Consider the following 23,350-nt stretch of genomic DNA (forward strand, 5'->3'; position numbering starts at 1 on the left):
GCTCAGCCCCAGAGCACGCGGCGGATCACACCGTCGGCGAGAAGCCGGCCGGCGTCGGTGAGGACATAGGCACCGCCCGTCGAGCCGAGCAGGCCGTCGGCGCAGAGCTTTTCGGCGTTCGCACGTTCGGCGTCGTCGAGGAGGTCGTTCGGCAGTCCGGTCCGGAGTCGGGTGGTGAGCATGACCGCCTCCATGTGGCGGTCCTCGGCGGTGAGCTGTTCCGACGACGCCGCGGGCAACACGCCTTCTCCGAGCGTCTGCGCATAGCGCGCCGGATGCTTCACGTTCCACCAGCGCACCCCGTTGACGTGCGAGTGCGCGCCCGGGCCGATCCCCCACCAGTCCGAGCTGTTCCAGTAGGCGAGATTGTGGCGGCACGCACCAGCGTCGTCGAGCGCCCAGTTCGACACCTCGTACCAGCCGAAACCGTTGGCACCCAACCGATCATCGAGGACCTTGTAGCGGTCGGCGAGCACGTCGTCGTCGGGTGCGGGCATCTCGCCGCGCCGGATTCGACGCGCCAGCGCGGTGCCGTCCTCGACGATCAGCGCGTACGCCGACACGTGGTCGACGCCCGCGGACAGCACGGCGTCGAGGGTGGTGTGCAGGTCGGCGTCCGTCTCGCCGGGGGTGCCGTAGATGAGGTCGAGGTTGACGTGGTCGAAGCCGGCCGCCCGGGCCTCCTGCGCCGCGGCGACCGCGCGTCCCGGCGTGTGCACCCGGTCGAGGACCTTGAGCACGTGCTGGGCGGCGGACTGCATGCCGAGCGAGATGCGGGTGAACCCGGCCCCGCGCAGCTGCTCGAAGAACGCCGGCGACGTCGACTCCGGGTTCGACTCGGTGGTGACCTCGGCGTCGGGGGCGAGGTCGAAGTTGGCGCGCACCGCGTCGAGCAGCCGGGTGAGTCCGTCGGCGCCGAGGAGAGACGGCGTACCGCCGCCGACGAAGATCGTCGACACCTTCCGGGTCGGCGCCAGCAGCCGTGCCGCCGACTCCAGTTCCGCGGCGACCGCCTCCTGCCAGGACTCCGGCGACGACGTCGAGCCGAGCTCCCCCGCGGTGTAGGTGTTGAAGTCGCAGTAGCCACAGCGGGTCGCGCAGAACGGGACGTGCAGGTACAGGCCGAACGGCACGTCGGGGTCGACGTCTCGGCACGCCCCGTCGATGAGCTGCGCGGTGAGCCCGGGGGTGGCTGCTTCGATGTCGACCTTCACCGTTCCATCATGACGACCTCGACGTCAGCACCGAAATCGCCGGATCGACCGGGGCGGACAACGCCGCGGCTCAGGCCGGGAACAACCACGACGCGTTTCCTCGACCGACTCGAGGTGAGACCTTCGGTCGCGCCGGCGCAGAGGCGTTTCCATCATCATGATGGAAAATAACCCCAAGTAGACGAGGCGATGGAGATCGTGGCACTATGGACCTCGTGATTTTCCCAGGGGTGTGGCTCGCAGCGCGTCGCCACATTGATCTCAAGCGCGTCAACAGCGCTTTCTGTCGCATCTAGCGACGTCTCGGCCCCGATTGATCCCTGCATCCCAGGGATGCCGGCACGTTTCAGCCCACTTTTTCGTGCAATGAACGCCGGCCCTGTGCGCCGGCACAGGAGATTTCATGACGTCCACAACCGACGCCCCTGCTGCTGTCCCCAGCACGGACTCACAGCCTGATGCCGTCAACCCCGCTGCTGCAGGAGAGGCCGGCACCGAGAAGCGCGCTCGTCCCGCACGCAAGGCACGCCCGGCCAAGCGCCGCGCCGAAGGTCAGTGGAAGCTCGGCTACCGCGAGCCGCTGAACCCCAACGAGCAGGTCAAGAAGGACGACAACCCCCTCAACGTCCGCGCCCGCATCGAGAACATCTACTCCAAGCAGGGCTTCGACTCGATCGACAAGCAGGACCTGCGCGGTCGGATGCGCTGGTGGGGCCTCTACACACAGCGCGCCGAGGGTTACGACGGCACCTGGACCGGCGACGAGAACATCGACATCCTCGAAGACAAGCACTTCATGATGCGCGTGCGTTGCGACGCCGGCGCACTCAACGTCGCGCAGCTGCGCACGCTCGGCGAACTCTCCACCGAGTTCGCCCGCGACACCGCCGACCTCTCCGACCGCGAGAACGTCCAGTACCACTGGATCCGCATCGAGGACGTCCCGACGATCTGGGAGCGCCTCGAAGGCGTCGGCCTCAAGACCACCGAGGCCTGCGGCGACTGCCCCCGCGTCGTGCTGGGTTCGCCGCTCGCCGGTGAATCCTTCGACGAGGTCCTCGACCCCACCCCGGCCATCGACGAGATCGTCCGCCGCTACATCGGCGACCCGAAGTACTCGAACCTGCCGCGCAAGTTCAAGACCGCGATCTCCGGCCAGCAGGACGTGGTCCACGAGATCAACGATGTCGCCTTCGTCGGCGTCGTCCACCCCGAACACGGCCCGGGCCTCGATCTCTGGGTCGGCGGAGGCCTGTCCACCAACCCGATGCTCGCCCAGCGCGTCGGCGCCTGGGTCCCGCTCGACGAGGTGCCCGACGTGTGGGAGGCCGTGGTCTCGATCTTCCGCGACTACGGATATCGCCGCCTCCGCGCCAAGGCACGCCTGAAGTTCCTCATCAAGGACTGGGGCATCGAGAAGTTCCGTCAGGTCCTCGAGGACGAGTACCTCGGCCGCAAGCTGATCGACGGCCCGGCTCCGGTGCAGCCCGAACGCCCGATCGACCACATCGGTGTGCAGAAGCTGCGCAACGGACTCAACGCGATCGGCTTCTCCCCCATCGCCGGTCGCGTGTCGGGCACGATCCTGACCAAGACCGCCGAGGCCGTCGCCGCCGTCGGTTCCGACCGCGTGCGCTTCACCCCGTACCAGAAGCTGATCGTCCTCGACGTCCCCGACGACAAGGTCGAGTGGCTCATCGACGAGCTCAAGCCGCTCGGCCTGCACGGCCGGCCGACGCAGTGGCGCCGGAACCTGCTGGCGTGCAGCGGTATCGAGTTCTGCAAGCTCTCGTTCACCGAGACCCGCAAGCGTTCACAGGTTCTCGCGCCGGAACTCGACGAGCGGCTCGCCGACATCAACTCGAACCTCGACGTGCCGATCACCGTGAACATCAACGGCTGCCCCAACTCCTGCGGACGGTCGCAGATCGCCGACATCGGGTTCAAGGGACAGCTCGTCGAGGACGCCGACGGCAACCAGACCGACGGCTTCCAGGTCCACCTGGGCGGCAGCCTCGGCCTGGACTCCGGTTTCGGTCGCAAGCTGCGCCAGCACAAGGTGCTCGGCACCGAGCTCGGCGACTACATCGAGCGCGTGGTCCGCAACTTCGTGGACCAGCGCGAAGAGGGTGAACGGTTCGCGCAGTGGGCCGTTCGCGCCGACGAGGAGGCTCTCCGATGACCATCAGCACCCCGGCACCGGCCACCGGCCGCCGCCACAGCGAGGACGAACTCCGGGCGATCGCGGCGAAGGGCGCGGCCGACCTCGGTCCCGACGCCACCCCGGAGGAACTGATCCGGTGGACCGCGGAGACCTTCGGCACCAACTTCGTCGTCGCGTCGAACATGCAGGACGCCGCCCTCGTCGACCTCGCGGTGAAGAACATCGACCGCGACCTGCTCGACGGGGAGCCGGTCAAGGTCTTGTTCCTCGACACGGGATATCACTTCGCCGAGACCATCGGCACCCGTGACGCCGTCGAACAGGTGTATGGGGTTCGGATGGTCAACCTCAACCCCGAGCACACCGTCGCCGAACAGGATGAACTGTTGGGCCGCAACCTCTTCGCGCGCGATCCCGGCGAATGCTGCCGCATGCGCAAGGTCGTGCCGCTCAAGGCGGGCCTTGCCGGTTACGACGCCTGGATCACCGGCATCCGCCGCGTGGAGGCGCCGACCCGGGCCAACGCGCCGCTCATCTCGTTCGACGAGGGCTTCGGGCTGGTCAAGATCAACCCGATCGCAGCGTGGTCCGACGAGACGATGCAGGACTACATCGACTCCAACGGCGTGCTCGTCAACCCGTTGGTCGACGAAGGCTACCCCTCCATCGGCTGTGCACCGTGCACCGCCAAACCCGAACCCGGATCCGATCCGCGCAGTGGCCGCTGGGCCGGTCGCGCCAAGACAGAATGTGGGCTCCACGCATGACCGTCACCGAACCAATCCGCGATACCACCGTCTCCGCCGAGGCCGACGACTTCACCACCCTCGACGCCCTCGAATCCGAGGCCATCCACGTCTTCCGTGAGGTGGCAGGCGAATTCGAGCGCCCGGTGATCCTCTTCTCCGGCGGCAAGGATTCGACCGTCCTCCTCCACGTCGCACTGAAGGCGTTCTGGCCTGCGCCGCTGCCGTTCTCGCTGCTGCACGTCGACACCGGGCACAACCTGCCCGAGGTCCTCGAGTTCCGCGACGACGTCGTCGACCGTCACAACCTGCGCCTGCACGTCGCCAAGGTCGAGGATTACCTCGCCGACGGCCGGCTCACCGAGCGCCCCGACGGCGTCCGCAACCCGCTGCAGACCATCCCGCTGCTCGATGCCATCACCGAGAACCGCTTCGACGCGGTCTTCGGCGGCGGTCGCCGCGACGAGGAGCGCTCGCGCGCCAAGGAGCGGATCTTCTCGCTGCGCAACGCCTTCGGCCAGTGGGACCCGAAGCGTCAGCGTCCCGAGCTGTGGAACCTCTACAACGGCCGTCACGCCCCGGGTGAGCACGTGCGTGTGTTCCCGCTGTCGAACTGGACCGAGCTCGACATCTGGCGCTACATCGCCCGCGAGCAGGTTCTGCTCCCCTCGATCTACTACGCCCACGAACGTGACGTCTTCCTGCGGGACGGCATGTGGATGACCCCCGGCGTCTGGGGCGGACCGCGCGAAGGTGAAGAGCTGCAGCGTCTCTCGGTGCGCTACCGCACCGTCGGCGACGGCTCGTCGACCGGCGCGGTGCTCTCCGAAGCCGCCGACAACGAGGCCGTGCTCGACGAGGTGGCCGCGTCGCGGCTGACCGAGCGCGGCGCCACCCGTGGCGACGACCGGGTCTCCGAGGCCGCCATGGAAGACCGCAAGCGCGAAGGATATTTCTGACATGAGACATGCACCCGACCTTCTCCGCATCGCCACTGCGGGCAGTGTGGACGACGGCAAGTCGACGCTCGTCGGCCGCCTGTTGTACGACACGAAATCCGTTCTGGCCGACCAGATCGACGCAGTGACCAAAGCATCGGTGGACCGCGGGCTCGAAGGGCCCGACCTGTCGCTGCTCGTCGACGGCCTGCGCGCCGAGCGCGAGCAGGGCATCACCATCGACGTGGCGTACCGCTACTTCGCGACGCCCGCACGCTCTTTCGTGCTCGCCGACACCCCGGGCCACGTGCAGTACACGCGTAACACCGTGTCCGGCGCCTCCACCGCCCAGCTGGTGATCCTGCTCGTCGACGCCCGCAACGGCGTCGTCTCGCAGACCCGCCGCCACGCCGCGGTGATGGCCCTTCTCGGTGTGCCGCAGCTGGTGCTGGCGGTCAACAAGATCGACCTCGTCGACGATCAGGCATCGGTGTTCGCCGAGATCTCCGCCGAGTTCGCCGAACTGACCCGCTCGCTCGGCTGGTCCGACGACCAGGTCACCGCCATCCCGGTGTCCGCGCTGCACGGCGACAACATCGCGAACCGCTCGGAGAACACCCCGTTCTACAACGGCCCGACCCTCATCGAGCACCTCGAGACGGTCCCCAACCTCACCGAGCGTGCCCCGGTGGGCCTGCGCTTCCCGGTGCAGTACGTGATCCGCCCCCGCACCGCGGAATACCCCGACTACCGCGGTTACGCGGGTCAGATCGCCGCCGGACGGGTATCGGTGGGTGACGAGGTCGTCGTCCTGCCGTCGGGTCAGCGAACCACCGTCAGCCAGATCGACACCGCCGACGGTCCGCTGGAGTCCGCGCACACCGGGCGCAGCGTCACGATCCTGCTCGCCGACAACGTCGACATCTCGCGCGGTGACCTGATCGCCGCCGCGGTCGACGCCCCGGAGCCGGTGCAGCAGTTCACCGCGACCGTCTGCTGGCTCGCCGAGAAGCAGCTGCGCCCCGGTGCGCGTCTGCTCCTCAAGCACGGCACCAAGACGACGCAGGCCATCGTCGGTGGGCTCGACGCTCTCTTCGACGAGCAGAACCTGGCGCTCGTGGAGGCCCCGGAATCGGTGGAGCTCAACCAGATCGTGCGGATCTCGGTACAGACCGCCGAGCCCATCCCGGCCGACGACTACCAGGTGAACCGCGAGTCGGGCAGCTTCCTGCTGATCGACCCGCAGGGTGGCAACACCCTCGCCGCCGGCCTGGTGGGCGACGCACTCGCGCCGCTGCACCTCAAAGAGTTGGTGTGAGTCCGGTTCTCGTCCTCGTCGCACACGGCAGTCGCGATCCGCGCTTCGGCGCGACCGCGCGCCGTGTGCGCGACGCCGTCGCCGTCAGGCTTCCGGGCGTCGAGGTGGTCCTGTCCTACCTCGATCTCGACGAGCCGCTCGTCGGCGAAGTCCTGGCGACCGGGAGCGAGACCGGTGACGATCCGGTCGTCGTCCCGCTGCTGCTGTCCGCCGGGTATCACCACAAGATCGATCTGCCGGCGATCATCGCCGAGCACCGGCCGTTCGCGCAGCAGACCGACGTCATCGGCACCCGGTCGTTCACCGCAGCACTCGCCGACCGTCTGCTCGAAGCCGGGCTTCACGAGCGCGACGGCGTGATCCTGTCGGCGGTCGGTTCCTCCGACGAATCCGCCGACCGTCACGTCCGGCGCCGGGCCATCGAACTCTCCACGTCCCTGCATCGGCCGGTCGAGGTGGTCTTCGCGACCAAACTCGGTTCGGGCAACCGCGCCGTCGCCACGGCAGTCCGTCGACTCCGTGCCGTCGGTGCCGAGCGCATCGCACTCAGTCCGTACTTCTTGTCGGCCGGTCTGCTGATCGAGCGGGTCGAGTCGGCTCTGGACGCGCTGACCGACGAAACGCTCGTGGCCGGACCGCTCGGCGCGCACCCCGACGTCGTCGAGGGGATCTGCGGCCTCTATCGCACGGCCGCACAGCGTCGCACGGTGATCGCCGGGCGCTGACCGCCCGTCAGGTCGTTCCCCGATGGGGTCCGACGGCCTTCTCACATCGTGACGAGCCAGGCGATCACGACGAGGACCAGCAACGCCAGCAGCGCGAGGGTGACCGGCGAGCGCATCAGTTTCACAGTCCGGTCCCATCGTCGTCGGCGAAGCGTCGGCGGTCGAACAGCGTTGCCGCCAGGTCGACCAGGAGATTGAGAACATAGGCGAGCAGGATCGCGACCGGAATCACCACGGCGACGGTGACCAAGAGCTGCGGAACGAAGGACAGGCCGGTCAGCCACTCCTCCACGCCGTCCCACCAGGCGAAGAACGCCGTCACCTCATCACCTCGTCCGTCCGATTCGGTTCATCTGTCTGCCCGGCCCCGTTCGGGCCGACTGGCGTCGGACAGCGCCCGTCGCAATGATAGATCCCATGTCTGTTGCAGATGACTCCACCGTAACGTCCCTGCCAACCGCGACCCCCACACAGGGCGCCGGCACCGACGCCGCACGAGTCAGCGTCCCGGGACCGGCACCGATGCCGCCGACCAACCCGGCGCACCGGAGCGCCTTTCCCCCCATCGGCGACTACGCGTTCCTGTCCGACACCGAGACCAACTGCCTCATCGCCCGCAACGGCTCCGTCGAGTGGATGTGCGTGCCGCGTCCCGATTCGCCGAGCGTGTTCGGGGCGGTGCTCGATCGGAGCGCCGGCCACTTCCGCCTCGCGCCGTACGGCGTCAGCGTGCCCGTCGACCGCCGGTACCTCCCCGGCAGCCTGATGGTCGAGACGACGTGGCAGACCGACACCGGCTGGATCATCGTGCGCGATGCCCTGGTCATGGGCCCGTGGCACGACAACGAGCGACGCTCCCGCACTCATCGCCGTACGCCCACCGACTGGGACGCCGAGCACATCCTGCTCCGCACGGTGCGGTGTGTGTCAGGCACCGTCGAACTGCACATGAGTTGTGAACCGGCGTTCGATTACCACCGGGGTACGACCAAGTGGGAGTACACCGGCCCGGCCTACGGCGAGGCCATCGCGACCGCCAAGGACACCGAGTCCGACGCGGACATGCCCACTCTCAAACTCACCACCGACCTCCGTCTCGGACTCGAGGGCCGTGAAGCACGTGCGCGCACCCGTCTCGTCGAGGGCGACAACCGGTTCGTCGCGTTGAGCTGGTCTCGGTTTCCTGCACCGCAGAACTGGGACGAGGCGGCCCAGAAGATGTGGTCCACGGCCGAGTCGTGGCGGCAGTGGATCAACATCGGCACGTTCCCCGACCATCCGTGGCGCTCCCATCTGCAACGCTCCGCGCTCACCCTCAAGGGACTCACCTACTCCCCGACCGGCGCGCTCCTGGCCGCCGCGACCACCTCGCTGCCGGAAACCCCTCAGGGCGAACGTAACTGGGACTACCGCTATGCGTGGGTGCGCGATTCGACGTTCGCGCTGTGGGGGCTGTACACGCTGGGCCTCGATCGTGAAGCCGACGATTTCTTCTCCTTCATCGCCGACGTCTCCGGCATCACCAACGGCGAACGGCATCCCCTGCAGGTGATGTACGGCGTCGGCGGCGAGCGGACGCTCGAAGAGGAAGAGCTCACCCACCTCTCCGGTTACGACGGCGCCCGCCCCGTCCGCATCGGCAATGGTGCGTACAACCAGGCGCAGCACGACATCTGGGGCACGATGCTGGACTCGGTGTACCTCAACATCAAGTCCCACGAGGCGGTCCCCGAGACCCTGTGGCCCGTCCTCAAGGCTCAGGTCGAGGAAGCGATCAAGCACTGGCGCGAACCCGACCGCGGCATCTGGGAGGTGCGCGGCGAACCGAAGCACTTCACCTCGTCGAAGGTGATGTGCTGGGTGGCTCTCGACCGCGGTTCCCGCCTCGCGACCATGCACGGCGAGGAGAAGCACGCCCGCGAGTGGGCGGCGATCGCCGACGAGATCAAGGCCGACATCCTTGCCCACGGCGTCAACGACCGCGGGGTCTTCACCCAGCGCTACGGCAACGACGCGCTCGATGCGTCGCTGCTTCTCGTGCCGCTGCTGCGGTTCCTTCCGCCCGACGACTACCGTGTCCGCGCAACGGTTCTCGCGATCGCCGACGAGCTGACCGACAACGGCCTGGTGCTGCGCTACAAGGTCGAGGAGACCGACGACGGCCTCACCGGCGAGGAGGGCACCTTCACGATCTGCTCGTTCTGGCTTGTGTCGGCGCTCGTCGAGATCGGCGAACTGTCACGCGCGAAGACCCTGTGCGAGCGACTCCTGTCCTACTCGAGCCCCCTCAAGCTCTACGCCGAGGAGATCGACGCGAAGACCGGCCAGCAGCTCGGCAACTTTCCACAGGCGTTCACCCACCTCGCGCTGATCAACGCGGTCATGCACGTGATCCGCGCCGAGGAAGCCGAACACCAGCACACGTTCCAGCCGGCGAATCACTGACGATCAAGATGCTCAGGCCTCGGTCAGCGCGGCGACCTTGGTGGCCCGCGCGTACACGGTCTCCCCGGCCTGCAGGTTGAGGGCGTTTTGGTCGCCACGGGTGATCTGGGCGGCGAACTCGTCGCCCGTGGTCGCGGCCACGAGCTCGACACGGGTCTCGAAGCCGAGGTTCACGACGCGCAGCACCGTCGCCTTGATCACACCGGTATCGAGCGATGCGTCGGCGGCCGGCGAGGCCATCTCCGGGGTGCGTCCGATCCGGATGTCGTGCGGGCGAACCAGTTCGCCGTTCAGGCGGACCGTCGAACCGAGGAACGACGCGACGAACTCGTTGGCCGGACGGTCGTAGAGATCGTCGGGGGTACCGACCTGCTCGATGCGTCCCTTGTTGAGGACGGCGATGCGGTCGCTCACGTCGAGCGCCTCCTGCTGGTCGTGGGTGACCAGCACGGTGGTGACGTGCACCTCCTCGTGGAGACGACGCAGCCAGCGGCGCAGGTCATCTCGCACCTTCGCATCCAGGGCCCCGAACGGCTCGTCGAGGAGCAGCACCTTGGGGTCGACGGCAAGTGCGCGGGCGAGGGCCATACGCTGCCGCTGGCCACCCGACAGCTGCGCCGGGAACCGGTGCTGGAAGACGGAGAGTCCGACCACCTCGAGCAGCTGGTCGACCTTGGCGTCGACCTCCTTCTTGGGCCGCTTGCGGATCTTGAGGCCGAAGGCGATGTTGTCGCGCACGGTGAGGTGTTTGAACGCGGCGTAGTGCTGGAACACGAATCCGATGTCGCGCTTCTGCGGTGACTTCTGCGAGACGTCGTTGTCATTGATCCGGACGGTGCCCGAGTCCAGGGTGTCGAGGCCGGCGATCGCCCGCAGCAGCGTCGACTTGCCGGAGCCCGACGGCCCCAGCAACGAGGTGAGCTGACCGTCCGGGATGTCGATGGAGACGTTGTCGAGGGCGGCGAAGTCGCCGTAGCGCTTGTTTGCGCCGATCACCTGAATGGACATGTCACACGCCTTCCTTGTGCTGGGCGTTGGGATGGACGATCTGCTTGGCGTCGACGGATGCCGGCCCGTGCGGCGGGGTGAGGTCGACCTCGGTGAGTTCGACGTCGCCCGAGGTGGATTCACTGGCGTCGACGAGACGGGACTTGGCGCGGCGCTCGATCAGTGACATCAGGACGAGCACCAGGATGGCGACGAACATCAGCAGGGTCGCGGCCGCGTAGGCGCCGAACTCGTTGTAGTCGTCGGTGTAGCGGGAGTGGACCAGCAGCGTCAGCGTCTGGGACACACCGGGATAGTTCGACGACACCATGGTCACCGCGCCGTATTCGCCCAGCGCTCGCGCGACGGTCAGAACGATGCCGTAGGTCAGGCCCCAGCGGATCGCCGGGAGGGTGACCCGCCAGAAGACCTGCCAATTGCTGGCGCCCAGCGTCGCGGCGGCCTCTTCCTGTTCGGTACCGATCTCCCGGAGCACCGGTTCGACCTCGCGGGCGACGAACGGCAGCGTGACGAACAGCGTGGCCAGCACCAGCCCGGGGAAGCCGAAGATGATCCGGAAGCCGAGACTCTCGATGCCGCCGAACCAGCCGCCGTGGCCCCACAGGAGGATCAGCGCGACACCGGCGACCACCGGTGACACCGCGAACGGCAAGTCGACGACAGCCTGCAGGAATCCCTTGCCGGGAAACCGCCCACGGGCCAGGGCCAGCGCAGTGATCACGCCGAAGACCACGTTGAGCGGCACGACGATGGCGACGATGAGCAGGCTGAGCTGCAGTGCGGAGATGGCCGCCGGGGTGGTGATCCACTCCCAGAACTGGACGATGCCGTGTTCGAAGGAGCGGTAGAAGATGGTGCCGACCGGAACCATCAGGAGGACGAACAGGTAGACGAGCGCGATGGTGCGCAGCGTGTACTTGGTCGGGTTCGACACCTTCATCGGTCAGCGTCCTCCCGCTTGGACTGCCACCGTCCGGCGACGCGCAGGATGAGCAGTGCGACGAAGGCGATGAGCAGCAGGACCACCGAGATCGCGGCCGCGTCGATCGGCGCGTCGATCTCGATCTGCTGCTGGATGTACTGCGAGGCCACCTGGGTGTCGCCCGGGATGTTGCCGCCGATGAGCACCACCGAACCGAACTCGCCGATGGCGCGGGTGAAGGCCAGGCCGGCACCGATCAGGATCGCCGGCAGCAGCGCGGGCAGGATGATCTTGCGGAAGATCGTGAGGTTGTTGGCGCCGAGTACCGCCGCGGCCTCCTCGACGTCGACGTCGAGTTCGATGAGCACCGGCTGCACCTGACGGACCACGAACGGCAGCGTGACGAACGTCAGCGCGATCACCAGAGCGGGCTTGGTGGCGTTGAGCTGGATGTCGATGGGGCTGTTCGGCCCGTACAGCGACAACAACACGAGACTGGCGACGATCGTCGGCAGCGCGAACGGCAGGTCGATGATGGCGTTGACGAATCCCTTGCCGGGGAACTCGTCGCGGACCAGCACCCACGCGATCAGCGTGCCGAACACGACGTTGATCAGCGCCGCGACGACGGACACGACCACGGTGATCCAGATGGCGTCCACCGCGGCGGGCGCCGAGACGGCCTCCCAGAAGCCGCTCCAGCCGTCGTCGAAGGACTGCACGGTGATCGCCGCGAGTGGCAGCAGCACGATGACGCTGAGCCAGAGCCAGGCGACGCCGATGGTCATCGGGCTCACGCCGGCGAAGGTCCGCGAGCGTCCGAGGAACCCGCGTGGCGGCCGGGAGTCGGGAACGGGTGTCCCGGTCTCCGTGGCCGTCGAGTCGACCGAGGTCACTGCTTACCCCCTGAGTCGTAGATCTTGGTGATGGCGCCCTTCTTGCCGAACAGCGCCTCGTCGACGGCCTTCCAGCCGGTCAGGTCCTTGCCGTCGTTGTCCTCGGCGGTGCCCTCCCCGAGCACCTTGCCGAGTTCGGCGATGGTCCACAGCTTCGCGATGTCACCGGGGAACCGATCCCGGGTCGCCTCGATGACCGCGGGGTCCACCGGCCGGAATCCCTGCTCGGCCCAGATCAGCTGCGCCTCCGGGGTGAAGAGGAAGTCCACGAAGGAGCGTGCGCCCGCTTTGTCGTCGGAGGTGTTGACGACCGCGACGGGGTTCTCGATCTTGAAAGTCTGCGGCGGGATCACGTATTCGACCTGGCTGTTCGGGGCGGCGGTGGAGTTGGCCTTGTCGAGCATGATCGCCTCGTTCTCGTAGCTGATCAAGACATCGCCCTGACCCTGCTCGAACGCCGTGGTGGCCTCGCGGCCCGACTTGGGCACCACCTTGATGTGGTCGCGCACCAGTTTGGCCACGTAGTCGAGGCCGGCCTGCGAATCCCGGCCGCCGTCGCTGAGCGCGGCATACGGTGCCAGCAGATTCCACTTCGCCGACCCGGAGCTGCCGGGGTTCGGGGTGACCACCTGCACACCGGGCTTCAGCAGATCGTCCCAGTCGCGGATGCCCTTCGGATTGCCCTTGCGGACCACCAGCGCGACGACCGACCCGAACGGGGTGCTGTTGTTGGGTGCCTGCTTTTTCCAGTCCTCGTCGACCAGACCCGCCTTCACCAGGCGGGTGATGTCGGGTTCGACGGAGAAGTTGACGACGTCGGCCGGAACACGACGGGCCACCTTGCGCGACTGATCACCGGAGGCGCCGTACGACGCCGAGAAGCCGATGCCGTGGCCCTCCGGGGTGTCGCGGAACGCCGGGATGATCTCGTCGAAGCCGATCTTGGGGACGGCGTAGGCGACCAGATCGAGGTGCCGGTCGCCGCTGGAGATGTCCACTCCGCCGGGCTCGTCGGTCGATCCGCCACCGCAGCCCGCGACGAACACCATCGCCAACGCCAGAAGGCTCACCAGCACCCGGGTGCCACGCGGCGTGACAGGGCCAGCGCTCACTCTTCCTCCAAGACTCAGCGGGGCCGGTCGGGACAGGGCGGTGACCGGCGGGACCGGATCACGCTAGCAACCCGCAAGGGCCTCGCCGGAGTTGAAATCATCGAGATCTGAACTCCGCCCAGGCCATGCACACACACGGTGAGCACCCTGACCCTCTACTCCAACCGCCAGTCTTCGTAGGCGCGCGGATCGTTGACCGGTTCGACGTGCGTCGTGATGTTCAGGTCCGGGACCGCTGCGTGCAGGTCGTCCTCGACGACCTCGGTGAGATCGTGGGCGCGCTGCACCGACCAGTCGCCGGGCACGAGCATGTGGAGCTGCAGAAACCGTTCGTGACCGGCCTCGCGGGTGCGGATGTCGTGGAAGACGATGCCGTCGGTGCGGTGCCGGTCGAGCACGTCGTCGATGGCGGAGCGCTGCTCGGCGGGGAGCGCGGAATCCATCAGTCCCGCACTCGAGCGCCACACGAGCCGGGTACCGACGACCATGATGTTGATCGCGACAGCGATGGCGATCAGCGGGTCGAGGGGCAGCCAGCCGGTCAACGCGACGAGGAACACACCCACGAGGACGCCGACGGTGGTCGCCACGTCGGTCATCAGATGCTTGCCGTCGGCCTCGAGGGTCAGCGACCGGTGTTTGCGGCCGGCGCGGATGAGGATCAACCCCACCGCCGCGTTGAGGGCCGTGGCGCCCACCGAGATGCCGAGGCCGAGCCCGATCTCTTCGAGCTCGCGGGGGTTGATGAGCCGGTCGATCGCGGTCACGACGATGATCACCGCCGCCACGACGATCAGGACACCTTCGAAAACCGCCGAGAAGTACTCGGCCTTGGTGTGCCCGAAGTTGTGCCCCCGGTCCGGCGGCTTCGCGGCGACGCGTAGTGCGACGAACGCGCCCACGGCGGCGACGACGTTGACGATCGATTCGAGCGCGTCGGACAGCAGGCCCACCGACCCGGTGATCCACCAGGCCAGCAGCTTGAGGCCGAACACGACCACCGCGGTCACGATGCTGAGCACCGCGAACCGGGCGAGGTTGTGGCGTTGTCCCCTTGTCATGATCGAACCCGGCTCAAGCCGCGAGCCCCCGACGACGCAGGAGCGGCTCGATCTGCGGTTTACGGCCGATCAGCGCCTCGTGCGATACCAGCGGGTCGATGCTGTCACCGCGCGACAGCGTCGCCTCGGCAAAGCGTCGCCCGTTGTCGCGCTCCAGGCCGCCCGAGGCGAGGAACCACTGTTCGGTCTCGGCGTCGAGGACCTCCGACCAGATGTAGCTGTAGTAGCCGGCCGAGTAGCCGCCGCCAAAGATGTGGTTGAAGTAGGCGCTGCGGTAGCGGGGCGGGATCAGGTCGGTCTGCAGGCCGACCTCGGTGAGCGCCTTCGCCTCGAACGCCTCGACGTCGGTGACGGCCGCGGCCTCCTCGACCGTCAACCGATGCCAGGCCAGATCGAGCGACGACGCCGCGAGGTACTCGATGGTCCCGTGCGCGGTCTCGGCGCCGGCGGACTCCCGTGCGGCGGCGGCCAGTTCGGCCGGGATCGCCTCACCGGTCGCGTGGTGCAGCGCATAGTTGGCGAGCACATCCGGGTGGAGGGCCCACATCTCGTTGACCTGCGACGGGAACTCGACGAAGTCACGCGGCACCGATGTCCCCGACTGCGACGGGTACTGCACTGACGACAGCAGACCGTGCAGAGCATGCCCGAACTCGTGGAACAGGGTCGTCAGCTGATCGATGGTGAGCAGACACGGCTGCCCCTCATCGGGTTTCGTCAGGTTCAGGACGTTGACGATGATCGGCTGGGTCTCCAGCACCGACGACTGGTCGACGATGTTGTTCATCCAGGCACCGCCGCGCTTGGACGGCCGCGCGTAGAAGTCGCCGAGGAACAGTCCGATGCCGGTGCCGGAGTCGTCCCGCACCTCCCAGACGCGCACGTCGGGGTGATAGACGGGCAGTCCCGTCCGTTCGACGAACGTCAGGCCGTACAACTTGTTGGCGGCGTGGAAGACTCCGCGCGTCAGGACGGTGTCGAGTTCGCAGTAGTCGGCGAAACCGTCGAGCGGTACCGAGGACTTGGCCTGCTTCTCACGTTCGAGCCAGAAGGTCAGGTCGGCGGGTCCGATCTCGGCGCCTTCGGCGAACTCGGTGAGCCGCGTCAGTTCCCGACCCCCGGCACGCATCGCCGATCGGTTGAGTTCCCGCAGCAGGTCGTCGACCGCGGACGCGTCGGGCGCGGTCTGCTCGGCGATCACGAACTCGGCGTGGTCGCGGTACCCGAGCAATTCGGCACGGCGAGCACGCAGACGCACGATCTCGAGGACGAGTTCCCGGGTGTCGTGGTCGTTGCCGCGCGCGCAGCGGTTCACCGACGCGTCGAACACCCGTTGCCGCACGGCAGGATTCGTCAACTCGGTCAGCACGGACTGGCTGGTCGGGAGTTCCAGGGTGATCAGGTGGCCGCTCTCGTGGCCGGCATCGGCCGCCGCGCGTCGAGCGGCCGCGATCTGGCCGGCGGACAAGCCGTCGAGGTCCGACGCGTCCTCGACGAGGACCGCCGAATCGTTGGTGTCGTCGAGGATCTTCTGCGAGAACGTGGTCGTCAGATACGCGAGCCGGGAGGCGATCTGGCGCATCTCCTCCTGCTCGGCCTCCGGCAGACCGGCACCGGCACGCACGGACTCGCGGTACCGCTTGTCGAGGAGTCGACGCTGCGGCTCGGTCAGGTCGAGGTCGTCGGCGCGGGACGCGAGATCCGAGATCCGGCCGAACAGAACCGGGTTCATCGCGATCGTGTTGCCGTGGTCGGTCAACAGCGTCGAGAGCTCCTGGGAGATCTCGTTGCGCTTGGGGTTGGTGTCGGGGCCGACGAGATTGAAGAAGATGCCCGACGCGCGGGCCAGGTCGCGACCCGACAGCTCCAGCGCCTCGATCGTGTTGCCGAAGGTCGGTTCCGCGGGATCGGCGGCGATGGCCTCGACCTCGGCGAGGTGCGACGCCATCGCCTCACGGAAGGCGGGCAGGAAGTCGTCGTCGGAGATCGACGCGAAGTCCGTCAGATCGTAGGGCAGATCACTCTGTGCCAGTACCGGATTGGTTGCGCTGTCCTGCCCCGTCATCTACTTCCCTTTCGGTTTGTCACCTGCGGCATCGGTGGAGAGCGCCGCGACGAACGCCTCCTGCGGGACGTCGACACGGCCGATGGTCTTCATCCGCTTCTTGCCTTCCTTCTGCTTCTCGAGCAGCTTGCGCTTACGGCTGATGTCGCCGCCGTAGCACTTCGCGAGCACATCCTTGCGGATCGCCCGGATGTTCTCGCGCGCAATGATCTTCGAGCCGATGGCCGCCTGGATCGGGACCTCGAACTGTTGACGCGGGATGAGCTCGCGGAGCTTGAGCGCCATCTTGTTGCCGTAGGCGTAGGCGGCGTCGCGGTGGACGATCGCGCTGAACGCGTCGACGGCCTCGCCCTGGAGCAGGATGTCGACCTTGACCAGGTCGGCTTCCTGCTCGCCTGCCTCTTCGTAGTCGAGAGATGCATAGCCGCGGGTGCGCGACTTCAGCGAGTCGAAGAAGTCGAAGATGATCTCGGCCATCGGTAGGGTGTAGCGGAGTTCCACGCGGGTCTCCGACAGGTAGTCCATGCCGCCGAGCTCGCCGCGCCGCGACTGGCAGAGTTCCATGATGGCGCCGATGAACTCGCTCGGCGCGATCACCGTGGTCTTGACGACCGGCTCGTAGATGTGGCGGGTCTTGCCCTCCGGCCAGTCCGACGGGTTGGTGACGATGTGCTCGGAGCCGTCCTCCATCACGACGCGGTACACCACGTTGGGTGCGGTGGAGATGAGGTCCAGGTTGAACTCGCGCTCGAGACGCTCGCGGGTGATCTCCATGTGGAGCAGACCCAGGAAGCCGCAGCGGAATCCGAAGCCCAGCGCCACCGACGTCTCCGGCTCGTAGGTGAGCGCGGCGTCGTTGAGTTGCAGCTTCTCCAGCGCCTCACGCAGGACCGGATAGTCGGAACCGTCCATCGGGTACAGGCCCGAGTAGACCATCGGCCGCGGTTCGCGATATCCGGTCAGCGCTTCGCTCGCGCCGTTGCGGGCGCTGGTGACGGTGTCACCGACCTTCGACTGGCGCACGTCCTTCACACCGGTGATGAGGTAGCCAACCTCGCCGACGCCGAGTCCCTGGGTGGGCTTCGGTTCCGGCGACACGATGCCGACCTCGAGCAGTTCGTGGGTCGCGCCGGTCGACATCATCTGGATCTTCTCGCGCGGCACGATCTTGCCGTCGACGACACGGACGTAGGTGACCACGCCGCGGTAGGTGTCGTAGACCGAGTCGAAGATCATCGCGCGTGCCGGCGCGTCGGCGTTCCCGACGGGGGCGGGCACCTTGCGGATGACCTCGTCGAGCAGTTCGCCGACGCCGACGCCGGTCTTGCCGGACACCCGCAGGACGTCCTCGGGCTCACAGCCCACGATGTGGGCGAGCTCGGCGGCGTAACGCTCGGGGTCGGCCGCGGGCAGGTCGATCTTGTTCAGGACCGGGATGATGGTGAGGTCGTTCTCCATCGCGAGGTACAGATTGGCGAGCGTCTGTGCCTCGATGCCCTGAGCGGCGTCGACGAGGAGGACCGCGCCTTCACACGCCTCGAGCGCACGCGACACCTCGTAGGTGAAGTCGACGTGACCGGGGGTGTCGATGAGGTGCACTACGTAGTCGTCACCGTCGAGCTGCCACGGCAACCGCACGTTCTGCGCCTTGATGGTGATGCCGCGCTCACGCTCGATGTCCATGCGATCGAGGTACTGCGCCCGCATCTGGCGCTCTTCCACGACACCGGTGAGCTGCAGCATCCGGTCGGCCAGCGTCGACTTTCCGTGGTCGATGTGGGCGATGATGCAGAAGTTCCGGATGCGCGCCGGGTCGGTGAAGGTTGTGTCGACGAAGGTGGGAATTGGAACTACTCCTCGAGGATGGACACGTACGTTGACCACCATGTTCTCATGAGCGCCGCGAATGGTGCCCAAGCGGATGGTGGGGCGCTACCGTGGCAGCCGTGACAGCCGAGTCCGCCGAGTCGAAAAAGCCAGGGACCACCATCGCCACCGTCGAGACCGAGGACGTCGCCGCCGACGTGCACCGCCCGGACGGCACTCCTCGCGCCACGATCGTCTTGGCGCACGGCGCGGGCGGCAACCGCGACGCGGTCATCCTGCGCGCGCTCGCCGACGAACTGAGTTCGCGCGGCTACGTCGTCGCCCGGATCGACCTCCCCTATCGCCGGCGCCGACCCAAGGGACCGCCGAGTCCGTCGACGTCGCCGGCCGACCGCGACGGCATCCGCGCCGCCTGCGCGACGTTCCGCGAGGAGTCCGACGGCCCGCTGTTCGTCGGCGGCCACTCCTACGGCGGGCGTCAGGCGTCGATGGCGGTCGCCGAGGACGGCACCGACCTCGCCGACGGCCTGCTGCTCAGCTCCTATCCCCTGCACCCGCCGGGCAAGCCCGACCGGCTGCGCACCGAACACCTGCCGTCGATCACCGTGCCGACCCTCGTCGTCCACGGCAGCACCGACCCGTTCGGCACCACCGAGGAGATGGCCGAGGCGATCGGCCTGATCGACGCGCCGACGCGGATCGTCGAACTCGAGAAGGTCGGTCACGACCTCAACCCGAAGAAGAAGCCGACCGCGCAGCTGACCGCCGACGCGGTCGACGAGTTCCTGATGAGAGCATTCCGGCCGTGACGAGCCGCAGCATCCGGTCCCGCCTCCGTCCCACCGCCGAGGTCGCCCGCACGATCAGCTACAACCCCGAACTCGACGGCGACGCCGACCCCGGCGAGATCGTGTGGACCTGGGTCGCCTACGAGGACGACCCCAACCAGGGCAAGGACCGCCCGGTGCTCGTGGTGGGCCGCGACGCCAACGCCGAGACCGCCGACGGTGGCACTTTCGAGGAGGTTCTGGGTCTGATGCTGTCGAGCAAGGACTACCACCGGGACGACGACGACTGGTTCGCCGTCGGCACCGGGACCTGGGACTCACAGAATCGGCCGAGCTTCGTCCGCCTCGACCGTGTCCTCGTCGTCGACGCCGACGGCATCCGGCGCGAGGGCGCAATCCTCGACCGTCGCCGTTTCGACGCGGTCGCCGACGAACTCAGGTCGCGCTTCGGCTGGCGCTGAGCACTCCCCTACGCCAGCCGCGTGATCTCCACGATGACGTCGAGATCCGTTGCGCCACCACCGGTGTAGACCCCCTTGAGTGGCGACACATCCGCGTAGTCGCGGCCGACGCCGACCGACACGTGCTGCTCGGTGATCGGAGTGTCGTTGGTCGGGTCGTAGCCCCACCAGCCGCCGGTCCATGCCTCGATCCATGCGTGGCTCTGGCCTTGGACCGTCTTGTCGATCGCCGCATTCGGTTTCGGATGCAAGTACCCCGACACGTAGCGGGCCGGAATTCCCAGGCCGCGCAACATCACCAGGGTGAGGTGGGCGTAGTCCTGGCAGACCCCCTTGCGCTCGTTCCAGGCGTCGACGGCGGTGGTGTGCACGCCCGTGGTGCCGGGTACGTACTCCATCTCCTCATGGACGAACCGGGACAGCGCCTCGACCGTCTCCGCCGGGGTGAGCCCCTTGGCGACCTTCTTGGCCGCCGCGATCAGCTGCCGGTTCTTCGGCACATAGGTGGTGTTGGAGAGCATCTCGTCGTAGCGATCCATGACGGCCTCGCTGCGGATGTCCTCCCACGAGACCTGGTCTTCCTCGGCTGGTCGCTGTCCGGCCTCGGTCTCCACCACCGACATCCCCGACACCTCGAGTTCCTCGTGCGGCGCATGGAGATCGAAGGCGGTGACCGCCGTACCCCAGTAGTCGGTGTAGCGATACGACCTGGTGGCCGGCACGGTCTCGACACGGTTGACGATCACGTTCTGACGGGCGTCGCTACGGGGCGTGATCCGGGCCTCGTTGTACGAGGAGGTGACGGGACTGTTGTACGCGAAACCGGTGGAATGGACGACGCGCAGACGCCAGCTCACAGTTCACTCTCCTCGATCGCTTGGCCGTCGCTGACGCGGGTGTCGGCCCACGAGACATACGGCGACACATGGAAGTACTGCTTGGTGACCGCCTCGTTGACGGCCCGGCAGGTGTCCTGCAGATCAACCAGACGTTCCTGCAGCCCGTCGAGCAGCTCGCCGGGCTCGAGGAACTCCAGCGAGCTCCGCGCCCGACCGAGCAACAGCTGGGCCTCGGCCTGGGCTCCGACGCGGCTGGGACCCTTCTCGAGCTGCCCGAGGTTGCGTTCGGCGACGCTGAGCGCGTGGAAGATCGACCGCGGGAACAGGCGATCGAGCAGCATGAACTCGACGATGTTCTCCGCGTCGAGGACGCCGCGGTAGGTGCGCAGGAAGGTGTCGTGACCGCCGGCGGAGACCAGCACGTTGACCCATGCGGGCGACGAGGTTCGATCCCCCGCTCGCGACAACAGCATTCGGATCGTCATGTCGACCCGCTCGACGGAGCGGCCGAGCAGCAGGTAGCGGTAGCCGTCGTCGTGGCTGAGGGTGGCGTCGGCGAGGCCGGCGAACATGGCCGCACGGTTCTTCACGTACGAGAGGAACTCGTGCGGACCGAGGCGGCGCGACCGGCGTTCGGCGGCGTCGAGTCCGTTGTAGGTGGTGTTGAGACACTCCCACAGCTCGCTCGACGTGACTTCCCTTGCGCCGCGCGCATTCTCGCGTGCCGCGCGGATGAGGTCGACGATCGACCCGACCGCGTCGGCATCGTAGGCCACGCGTTCCGTCAGCGACCAGACGTCGAGTTCCTCGTCGGTCTCCGGCGCCTCGAGCCCGAGTACCTGGATGATCAGTCGCGCCTGCTGGTCGACGTCGACGGTGGTGTCCTCGAGCAGCTGGTGGATCGCGACGTCGAGGATGCGCGCCATGTCGTCGGCGCGCTCCACGTACCTGCCGATCCAGTACAACGACTCGGCGTTGCGCGCCAACATCATCGGGGATCACCGCCCTGCTGTTGCTGCTGTTGGGTCTGGGTGTGCACCGGGTCGGGGGCGCTGTCGGCGGGCCGGGCCGCGGCGACGCCACTGGTGGTGACCACCTTCGCGCCGGAGAGTTCGCGTTCGGCCTCCGACGTCCGGCTGGCGAGCACCCAGGTGTCCTTGGAACCACCTCCCTGGCTGGAGTTCACCACCAACGATCCCTCCGGCAGGGCGACGCGAGTGAGGCCGCCGGGCAGGACCCAGACCGACTCGCCGTCGTTGACGGCGAACGGACGCAGGTCGACGTGACGCGGACGGATCTCGTTGCCGATCTTCGTCGGCACCGTCGACAGCTGCACGACGGGTTGTGCGATCCAGCCGCGCGGATCGTTGCGCACCTTGCGGGCCAGGGTGTCCAGCTCCGCCTTGGTGGCCTCGGGCCCGAAGACGATGCCGTATCCACCCGATCCCTCAACGGGTTTCACGACGAGCTCGTCGATGCGGTCGAGGACCTCCTCGCACTCCTCGGGAAGCCAGCAGCGCAGGGTGTCGACGTTCTGCAGACTCGGCTTCTCACCGAGGTAGTACTCGATGATCTCCGGGACGTAGGTGTAAATCAGCTTGTCGTCGCCGACGCCGTTGCCGACCGCGCTCGAGATGACCACGTTGCCGGCGCGGGCCGCATTGAGCAGTCCGGCGACACCCAGCATCGAATCGGGGCGGAACTGCATCGGGTCGAGGAAGTCGTCGTCGATGCGGCGGTAGATGACGTCGACGCGCTGTTCGCCCTCGGTGGTGCGCATGTAGACGACGTTGTCGCGGCAGAACAGATCTCGGCCCTCGACGAGCTCGACACCCATCAGGCGTGCGAGCAGCGAGTGTTCGAAGTACGCGGAGTTCGCCACCCCCGGGGTGAGCACGACGATGTTCGGGTCGGCCTCGTTGAACGCCGCCGATGCGCGCAGCGCACGCAGCAGATGGCTCGGATAGTCGGCCACCGCGCGGACGCGGTGTTTGGAGAAGAGGTCGGGGAACACGCGCGCCATCGCGCGGCGGTTCTCGAGCACGTATGAGACACCCGACGGCGACCGCAGGTTGTCCTCGAGGACCCGGAAGTCGCCGTTCTCGTCGCGGATCAGGTCGATGCCGGCGACGTGGATGCGAACACCGTTGGGCGGCCGAATGTTTGCTGCCTGCCGATGGAAGTGCTCACAGGAGTGGACGAGCCGTTTCGGCAGCACGCCGTCGCGCAGGATCTCCTGCTCACCGTAGATGTCGTCGAGGAACAACTCGAGGGCCTGCACGCGCTGGGTGATACCCGCTTCGAGCTTGCTCCACTCCCCGGCCGAAATCACGCGCGGCACAATGTCCAACGGGAAGGGGCGTTCCTGGCCGGACAGCGAGAAGGTCACACCCTGATCGAGGTAGGCGCGGCCCAACGCTTCGACGCGGGCCTCGACCAGGTCGGACGAGTCCTCGTCGGACATCGCCTTGTAGATGCCGCGATACGGGGTGCGCACATCGCCCGCGGCATCGAACATCTCGTCATATGCCTTGCCGTACGGACCTTTTGAGTACCCACCGAAGTTCCCGGTGAAGTTCTCCTCACCGCTCGACTTGCGGGATCTGCCTCCTGACCCCGAACTCTTCGACGATCCGGAGCGGCCCGAGGCCGCCTTCCCGGACGAGCTCGACGTCGTTGTCTTCGCGGATGCGGACTTTCGCGGCGCCTTCTTGGCGGGCGCACTTGTCGATGCGGGGGTCATAAATTGCCATGGTGCCGCATAACCGCGAAATCGGCACCACGGTTGGCCGACCGTGTCGTGCGCGCCATGCGCCGGCGC

General features: G+C 67.4%; 20 protein-coding genes. 8 read left to right on the plus strand and 12 right to left on the minus strand.

The features are described 5' to 3' along the window. Window positions 1-2: 2 nt before the first annotated feature. Window positions 3-1,214 carry a radical SAM family heme chaperone HemW gene (gene hemW, locus GKZ92_RS15380; RefSeq protein WP_155225402.1) on the minus strand — a complete coding sequence of 404 codons (1,212 nt, stop codon included), beginning with the start codon at window positions 1,212-1,214 and terminating at the stop codon, window positions 3-5. 403 nt (window positions 1,215-1,617) lie between these two features. On the opposite strand from hemW, the gene GKZ92_RS15385 reads away from it, so the two are divergent. The 5 genes from GKZ92_RS15385 to GKZ92_RS15405 are packed head-to-tail and all read left to right on the plus strand — an operon-like array spanning window position 1,618 to window position 7,105. Further along, a complete protein-coding gene (locus tag GKZ92_RS15385) occupies window positions 1,618-3,396 on the plus strand; it encodes a nitrite/sulfite reductase (protein ID WP_035751309.1) in 1,779 nt (592 codons plus the stop codon). Beyond that, window positions 3,393-4,145, plus strand: a complete 753-nt coding sequence (locus GKZ92_RS15390; protein ID WP_035751308.1) for a phosphoadenylyl-sulfate reductase — start codon at window positions 3,393-3,395, stop codon at window positions 4,143-4,145. The genes GKZ92_RS15385 and GKZ92_RS15390 overlap by 4 nt, the downstream gene beginning before the upstream one ends. After that, window positions 4,127-5,083: a sulfate adenylyltransferase subunit CysD gene (cysD, locus tag GKZ92_RS15395; RefSeq protein ID WP_372512896.1), complete on the plus strand. Its 957-nt coding sequence runs from the start codon at window positions 4,127-4,129 to the stop codon at window positions 5,081-5,083. Before GKZ92_RS15390 ends, cysD begins: the two co-directional genes overlap by 19 nt. 1 nt (window position 5,084) lies before the next feature. Further along, window positions 5,085-6,380 carry a sulfate adenylyltransferase subunit 1 gene (locus tag GKZ92_RS15400; RefSeq protein WP_006359320.1) on the plus strand — a complete coding sequence of 432 codons (1,296 nt, stop codon included), beginning with the start codon at window positions 5,085-5,087 and terminating at the stop codon, window positions 6,378-6,380. Further along, window positions 6,377-7,105: a sirohydrochlorin chelatase gene (locus tag GKZ92_RS15405; RefSeq protein ID WP_155225403.1), complete on the plus strand. Its 729-nt coding sequence runs from the start codon at window positions 6,377-6,379 to the stop codon at window positions 7,103-7,105. The genes GKZ92_RS15400 and GKZ92_RS15405 overlap by 4 nt, the downstream gene beginning before the upstream one ends. Before the next feature lie 121 nt (window positions 7,106-7,226). Here GKZ92_RS15405 and GKZ92_RS15410 read toward each other — a convergent pair whose 3' ends face one another. Further along, window positions 7,227-7,427: a hypothetical protein gene (locus tag GKZ92_RS15410; protein WP_035751305.1), complete on the minus strand. Its 201-nt coding sequence runs from the start codon at window positions 7,425-7,427 to the stop codon at window positions 7,227-7,229. Window positions 7,428-7,522: 95 nt separating this feature from the next. Between GKZ92_RS15410 and GKZ92_RS15415 the strand changes: the two genes are divergently transcribed. Then, complete coding sequence (locus GKZ92_RS15415; protein ID WP_035751304.1) at window positions 7,523-9,550, plus strand: glycoside hydrolase family 15 protein; 2,028 nt, start codon at window positions 7,523-7,525, stop codon at window positions 9,548-9,550. Between the two features lie 12 nt (window positions 9,551-9,562). Here the strand turns inward: GKZ92_RS15415 and GKZ92_RS15420 are convergent, their stop codons facing one another. From GKZ92_RS15420 to lepA, 7 genes are all read right to left on the minus strand, one after another. After that, the gene (locus tag GKZ92_RS15420; protein WP_075862981.1) at window positions 9,563-10,558 is read right to left on the minus strand and encodes a sulfate/molybdate ABC transporter ATP-binding protein; all 996 of its coding nucleotides are present in this window, start codon (window positions 10,556-10,558) and stop codon (window positions 9,563-9,565) included. A 1-nt stretch (window position 10,559) separates the two neighbouring features. Continuing rightward, the gene (cysW, locus tag GKZ92_RS15425; RefSeq protein WP_035751302.1) at window positions 10,560-11,498 is read right to left on the minus strand and encodes a sulfate ABC transporter permease subunit CysW; all 939 of its coding nucleotides are present in this window, start codon (window positions 11,496-11,498) and stop codon (window positions 10,560-10,562) included. Next, window positions 11,495-12,376: a sulfate ABC transporter permease subunit CysT gene (gene cysT, locus GKZ92_RS15430; protein WP_075862980.1), complete on the minus strand. Its 882-nt coding sequence runs from the start codon at window positions 12,374-12,376 to the stop codon at window positions 11,495-11,497. The genes cysW and cysT overlap by 4 nt, the downstream gene beginning before the upstream one ends. Then, on the minus strand, window positions 12,373-13,488 hold the full coding sequence (locus GKZ92_RS15435; protein ID WP_075862979.1) for a sulfate ABC transporter substrate-binding protein: 1,116 nt from the start codon (window positions 13,486-13,488) through the stop codon (window positions 12,373-12,375). Before GKZ92_RS15435 ends, cysT begins: the two co-directional genes overlap by 4 nt. Window positions 13,489-13,643: 155 nt before the next feature. Further along, on the minus strand, window positions 13,644-14,549 hold the full coding sequence (locus tag GKZ92_RS15440) for a cation diffusion facilitator family transporter (protein ID WP_006359325.1): 906 nt from the start codon (window positions 14,547-14,549) through the stop codon (window positions 13,644-13,646). Between the two features lie 13 nt (window positions 14,550-14,562). Next, complete coding sequence (locus GKZ92_RS15445; RefSeq protein WP_006359326.1) at window positions 14,563-16,614, minus strand: M3 family metallopeptidase; 2,052 nt, start codon at window positions 16,612-16,614, stop codon at window positions 14,563-14,565. Then, window positions 16,615-18,501, minus strand: coding sequence for a translation elongation factor 4 (gene lepA / locus GKZ92_RS15450; protein WP_035751383.1), 1,887 nt, complete (start codon window positions 18,499-18,501; stop codon window positions 16,615-16,617). Between the two features lie 50 nt (window positions 18,502-18,551). Here lepA and GKZ92_RS15455 point away from each other — a divergent pair, with 50 nt between their 5' ends. Together GKZ92_RS15455 and GKZ92_RS15460 are read left to right on the plus strand one after the other, a co-directional pair. After that, window positions 18,552-19,250, plus strand: coding sequence for an alpha/beta hydrolase family protein (locus GKZ92_RS15455; RefSeq protein WP_006359328.1), 699 nt, complete (start codon window positions 18,552-18,554; stop codon window positions 19,248-19,250). After that, complete coding sequence (locus tag GKZ92_RS15460; protein WP_006359329.1) at window positions 19,247-19,690, plus strand: type II toxin-antitoxin system PemK/MazF family toxin; 444 nt, start codon at window positions 19,247-19,249, stop codon at window positions 19,688-19,690. The genes GKZ92_RS15455 and GKZ92_RS15460 overlap by 4 nt, the downstream gene beginning before the upstream one ends. An 8-nt stretch (window positions 19,691-19,698) precedes the next feature. Here the strand turns inward: GKZ92_RS15460 and GKZ92_RS15465 are convergent, their stop codons facing one another. From GKZ92_RS15465 to GKZ92_RS15475, 3 genes are read right to left on the minus strand one after another with little or no spacing between them, the layout of a single operon-like run. Next, the gene (locus GKZ92_RS15465; protein ID WP_006359330.1) at window positions 19,699-20,547 is read right to left on the minus strand and encodes a transglutaminase family protein; all 849 of its coding nucleotides are present in this window, start codon (window positions 20,545-20,547) and stop codon (window positions 19,699-19,701) included. Continuing rightward, entirely contained in the window at window positions 20,544-21,521 is a 978-nt protein-coding gene (locus tag GKZ92_RS15470) for an alpha-E domain-containing protein (RefSeq protein WP_006359331.1), read from the minus strand. Before GKZ92_RS15470 ends, GKZ92_RS15465 begins: the two co-directional genes overlap by 4 nt. Further along, window positions 21,518-23,272, minus strand: coding sequence for a circularly permuted type 2 ATP-grasp protein (locus tag GKZ92_RS15475; RefSeq protein WP_040004209.1), 1,755 nt, complete (start codon window positions 23,270-23,272; stop codon window positions 21,518-21,520). Before GKZ92_RS15475 ends, GKZ92_RS15470 begins: the two co-directional genes overlap by 4 nt. Between the last annotated feature and the right edge of the window lie 78 nt (window positions 23,273-23,350).

Source organism: Gordonia sp. 135, assembly GCF_009720185.1.
GTDB classification, from domain to species: Bacteria; Actinomycetota; Actinomycetes; order Mycobacteriales; family Mycobacteriaceae; genus Gordonia; species Gordonia alkanivorans.

Bases quoted from the DNA above. Each gene is read 5' to 3' on its own strand.
- GKZ92_RS15445 (WP_006359326.1), bottom strand. From the start codon at position 16,614: ATGACGGGGCAGGACAGCGCAACCAATCCGGTACTGGCACAGAGTGAT.
- GKZ92_RS15470 (WP_006359331.1), bottom strand. From the start codon at position 21,521: ATGATGTTGGCGCGCAACGCCGAGTCGTTGTACTGGATCGGCAGGTAC.
- GKZ92_RS15400 (WP_006359320.1), top strand. From the start codon at position 5,085: ATGAGACATGCACCCGACCTTCTCCGCATCGCCACTGCGGGCAGTGTG.
- cysW (WP_035751302.1), bottom strand. From the start codon at position 11,498: ATGAAGGTGTCGAACCCGACCAAGTACACGCTGCGCACCATCGCGCTC.
- GKZ92_RS15440 (WP_006359325.1), bottom strand. From the start codon at position 14,549: ATGACAAGGGGACAACGCCACAACCTCGCCCGGTTCGCGGTGCTCAGC.
- GKZ92_RS15420 (WP_075862981.1), bottom strand. From the start codon at position 10,558: ATGTCCATTCAGGTGATCGGCGCAAACAAGCGCTACGGCGACTTCGCC.
- GKZ92_RS15415 (WP_035751304.1), top strand. From the start codon at position 7,523: ATGTCTGTTGCAGATGACTCCACCGTAACGTCCCTGCCAACCGCGACC.
- GKZ92_RS15390 (WP_035751308.1), top strand. From the start codon at position 3,393: ATGACCATCAGCACCCCGGCACCGGCCACCGGCCGCCGCCACAGCGAG.
- GKZ92_RS15475 (WP_040004209.1), bottom strand. From the start codon at position 23,272: ATGACCCCCGCATCGACAAGTGCGCCCGCCAAGAAGGCGCCGCGAAAG.
- GKZ92_RS15385 (WP_035751309.1), top strand. From the start codon at position 1,618: ATGACGTCCACAACCGACGCCCCTGCTGCTGTCCCCAGCACGGACTCA.
- cysD (WP_372512896.1), top strand. From the start codon at position 4,127: ATGTGGGCTCCACGCATGACCGTCACCGAACCAATCCGCGATACCACC.
- lepA (WP_035751383.1), bottom strand. From the start codon at position 18,501: ATGGTGGTCAACGTACGTGTCCATCCTCGAGGAGTAGTTCCAATTCCC.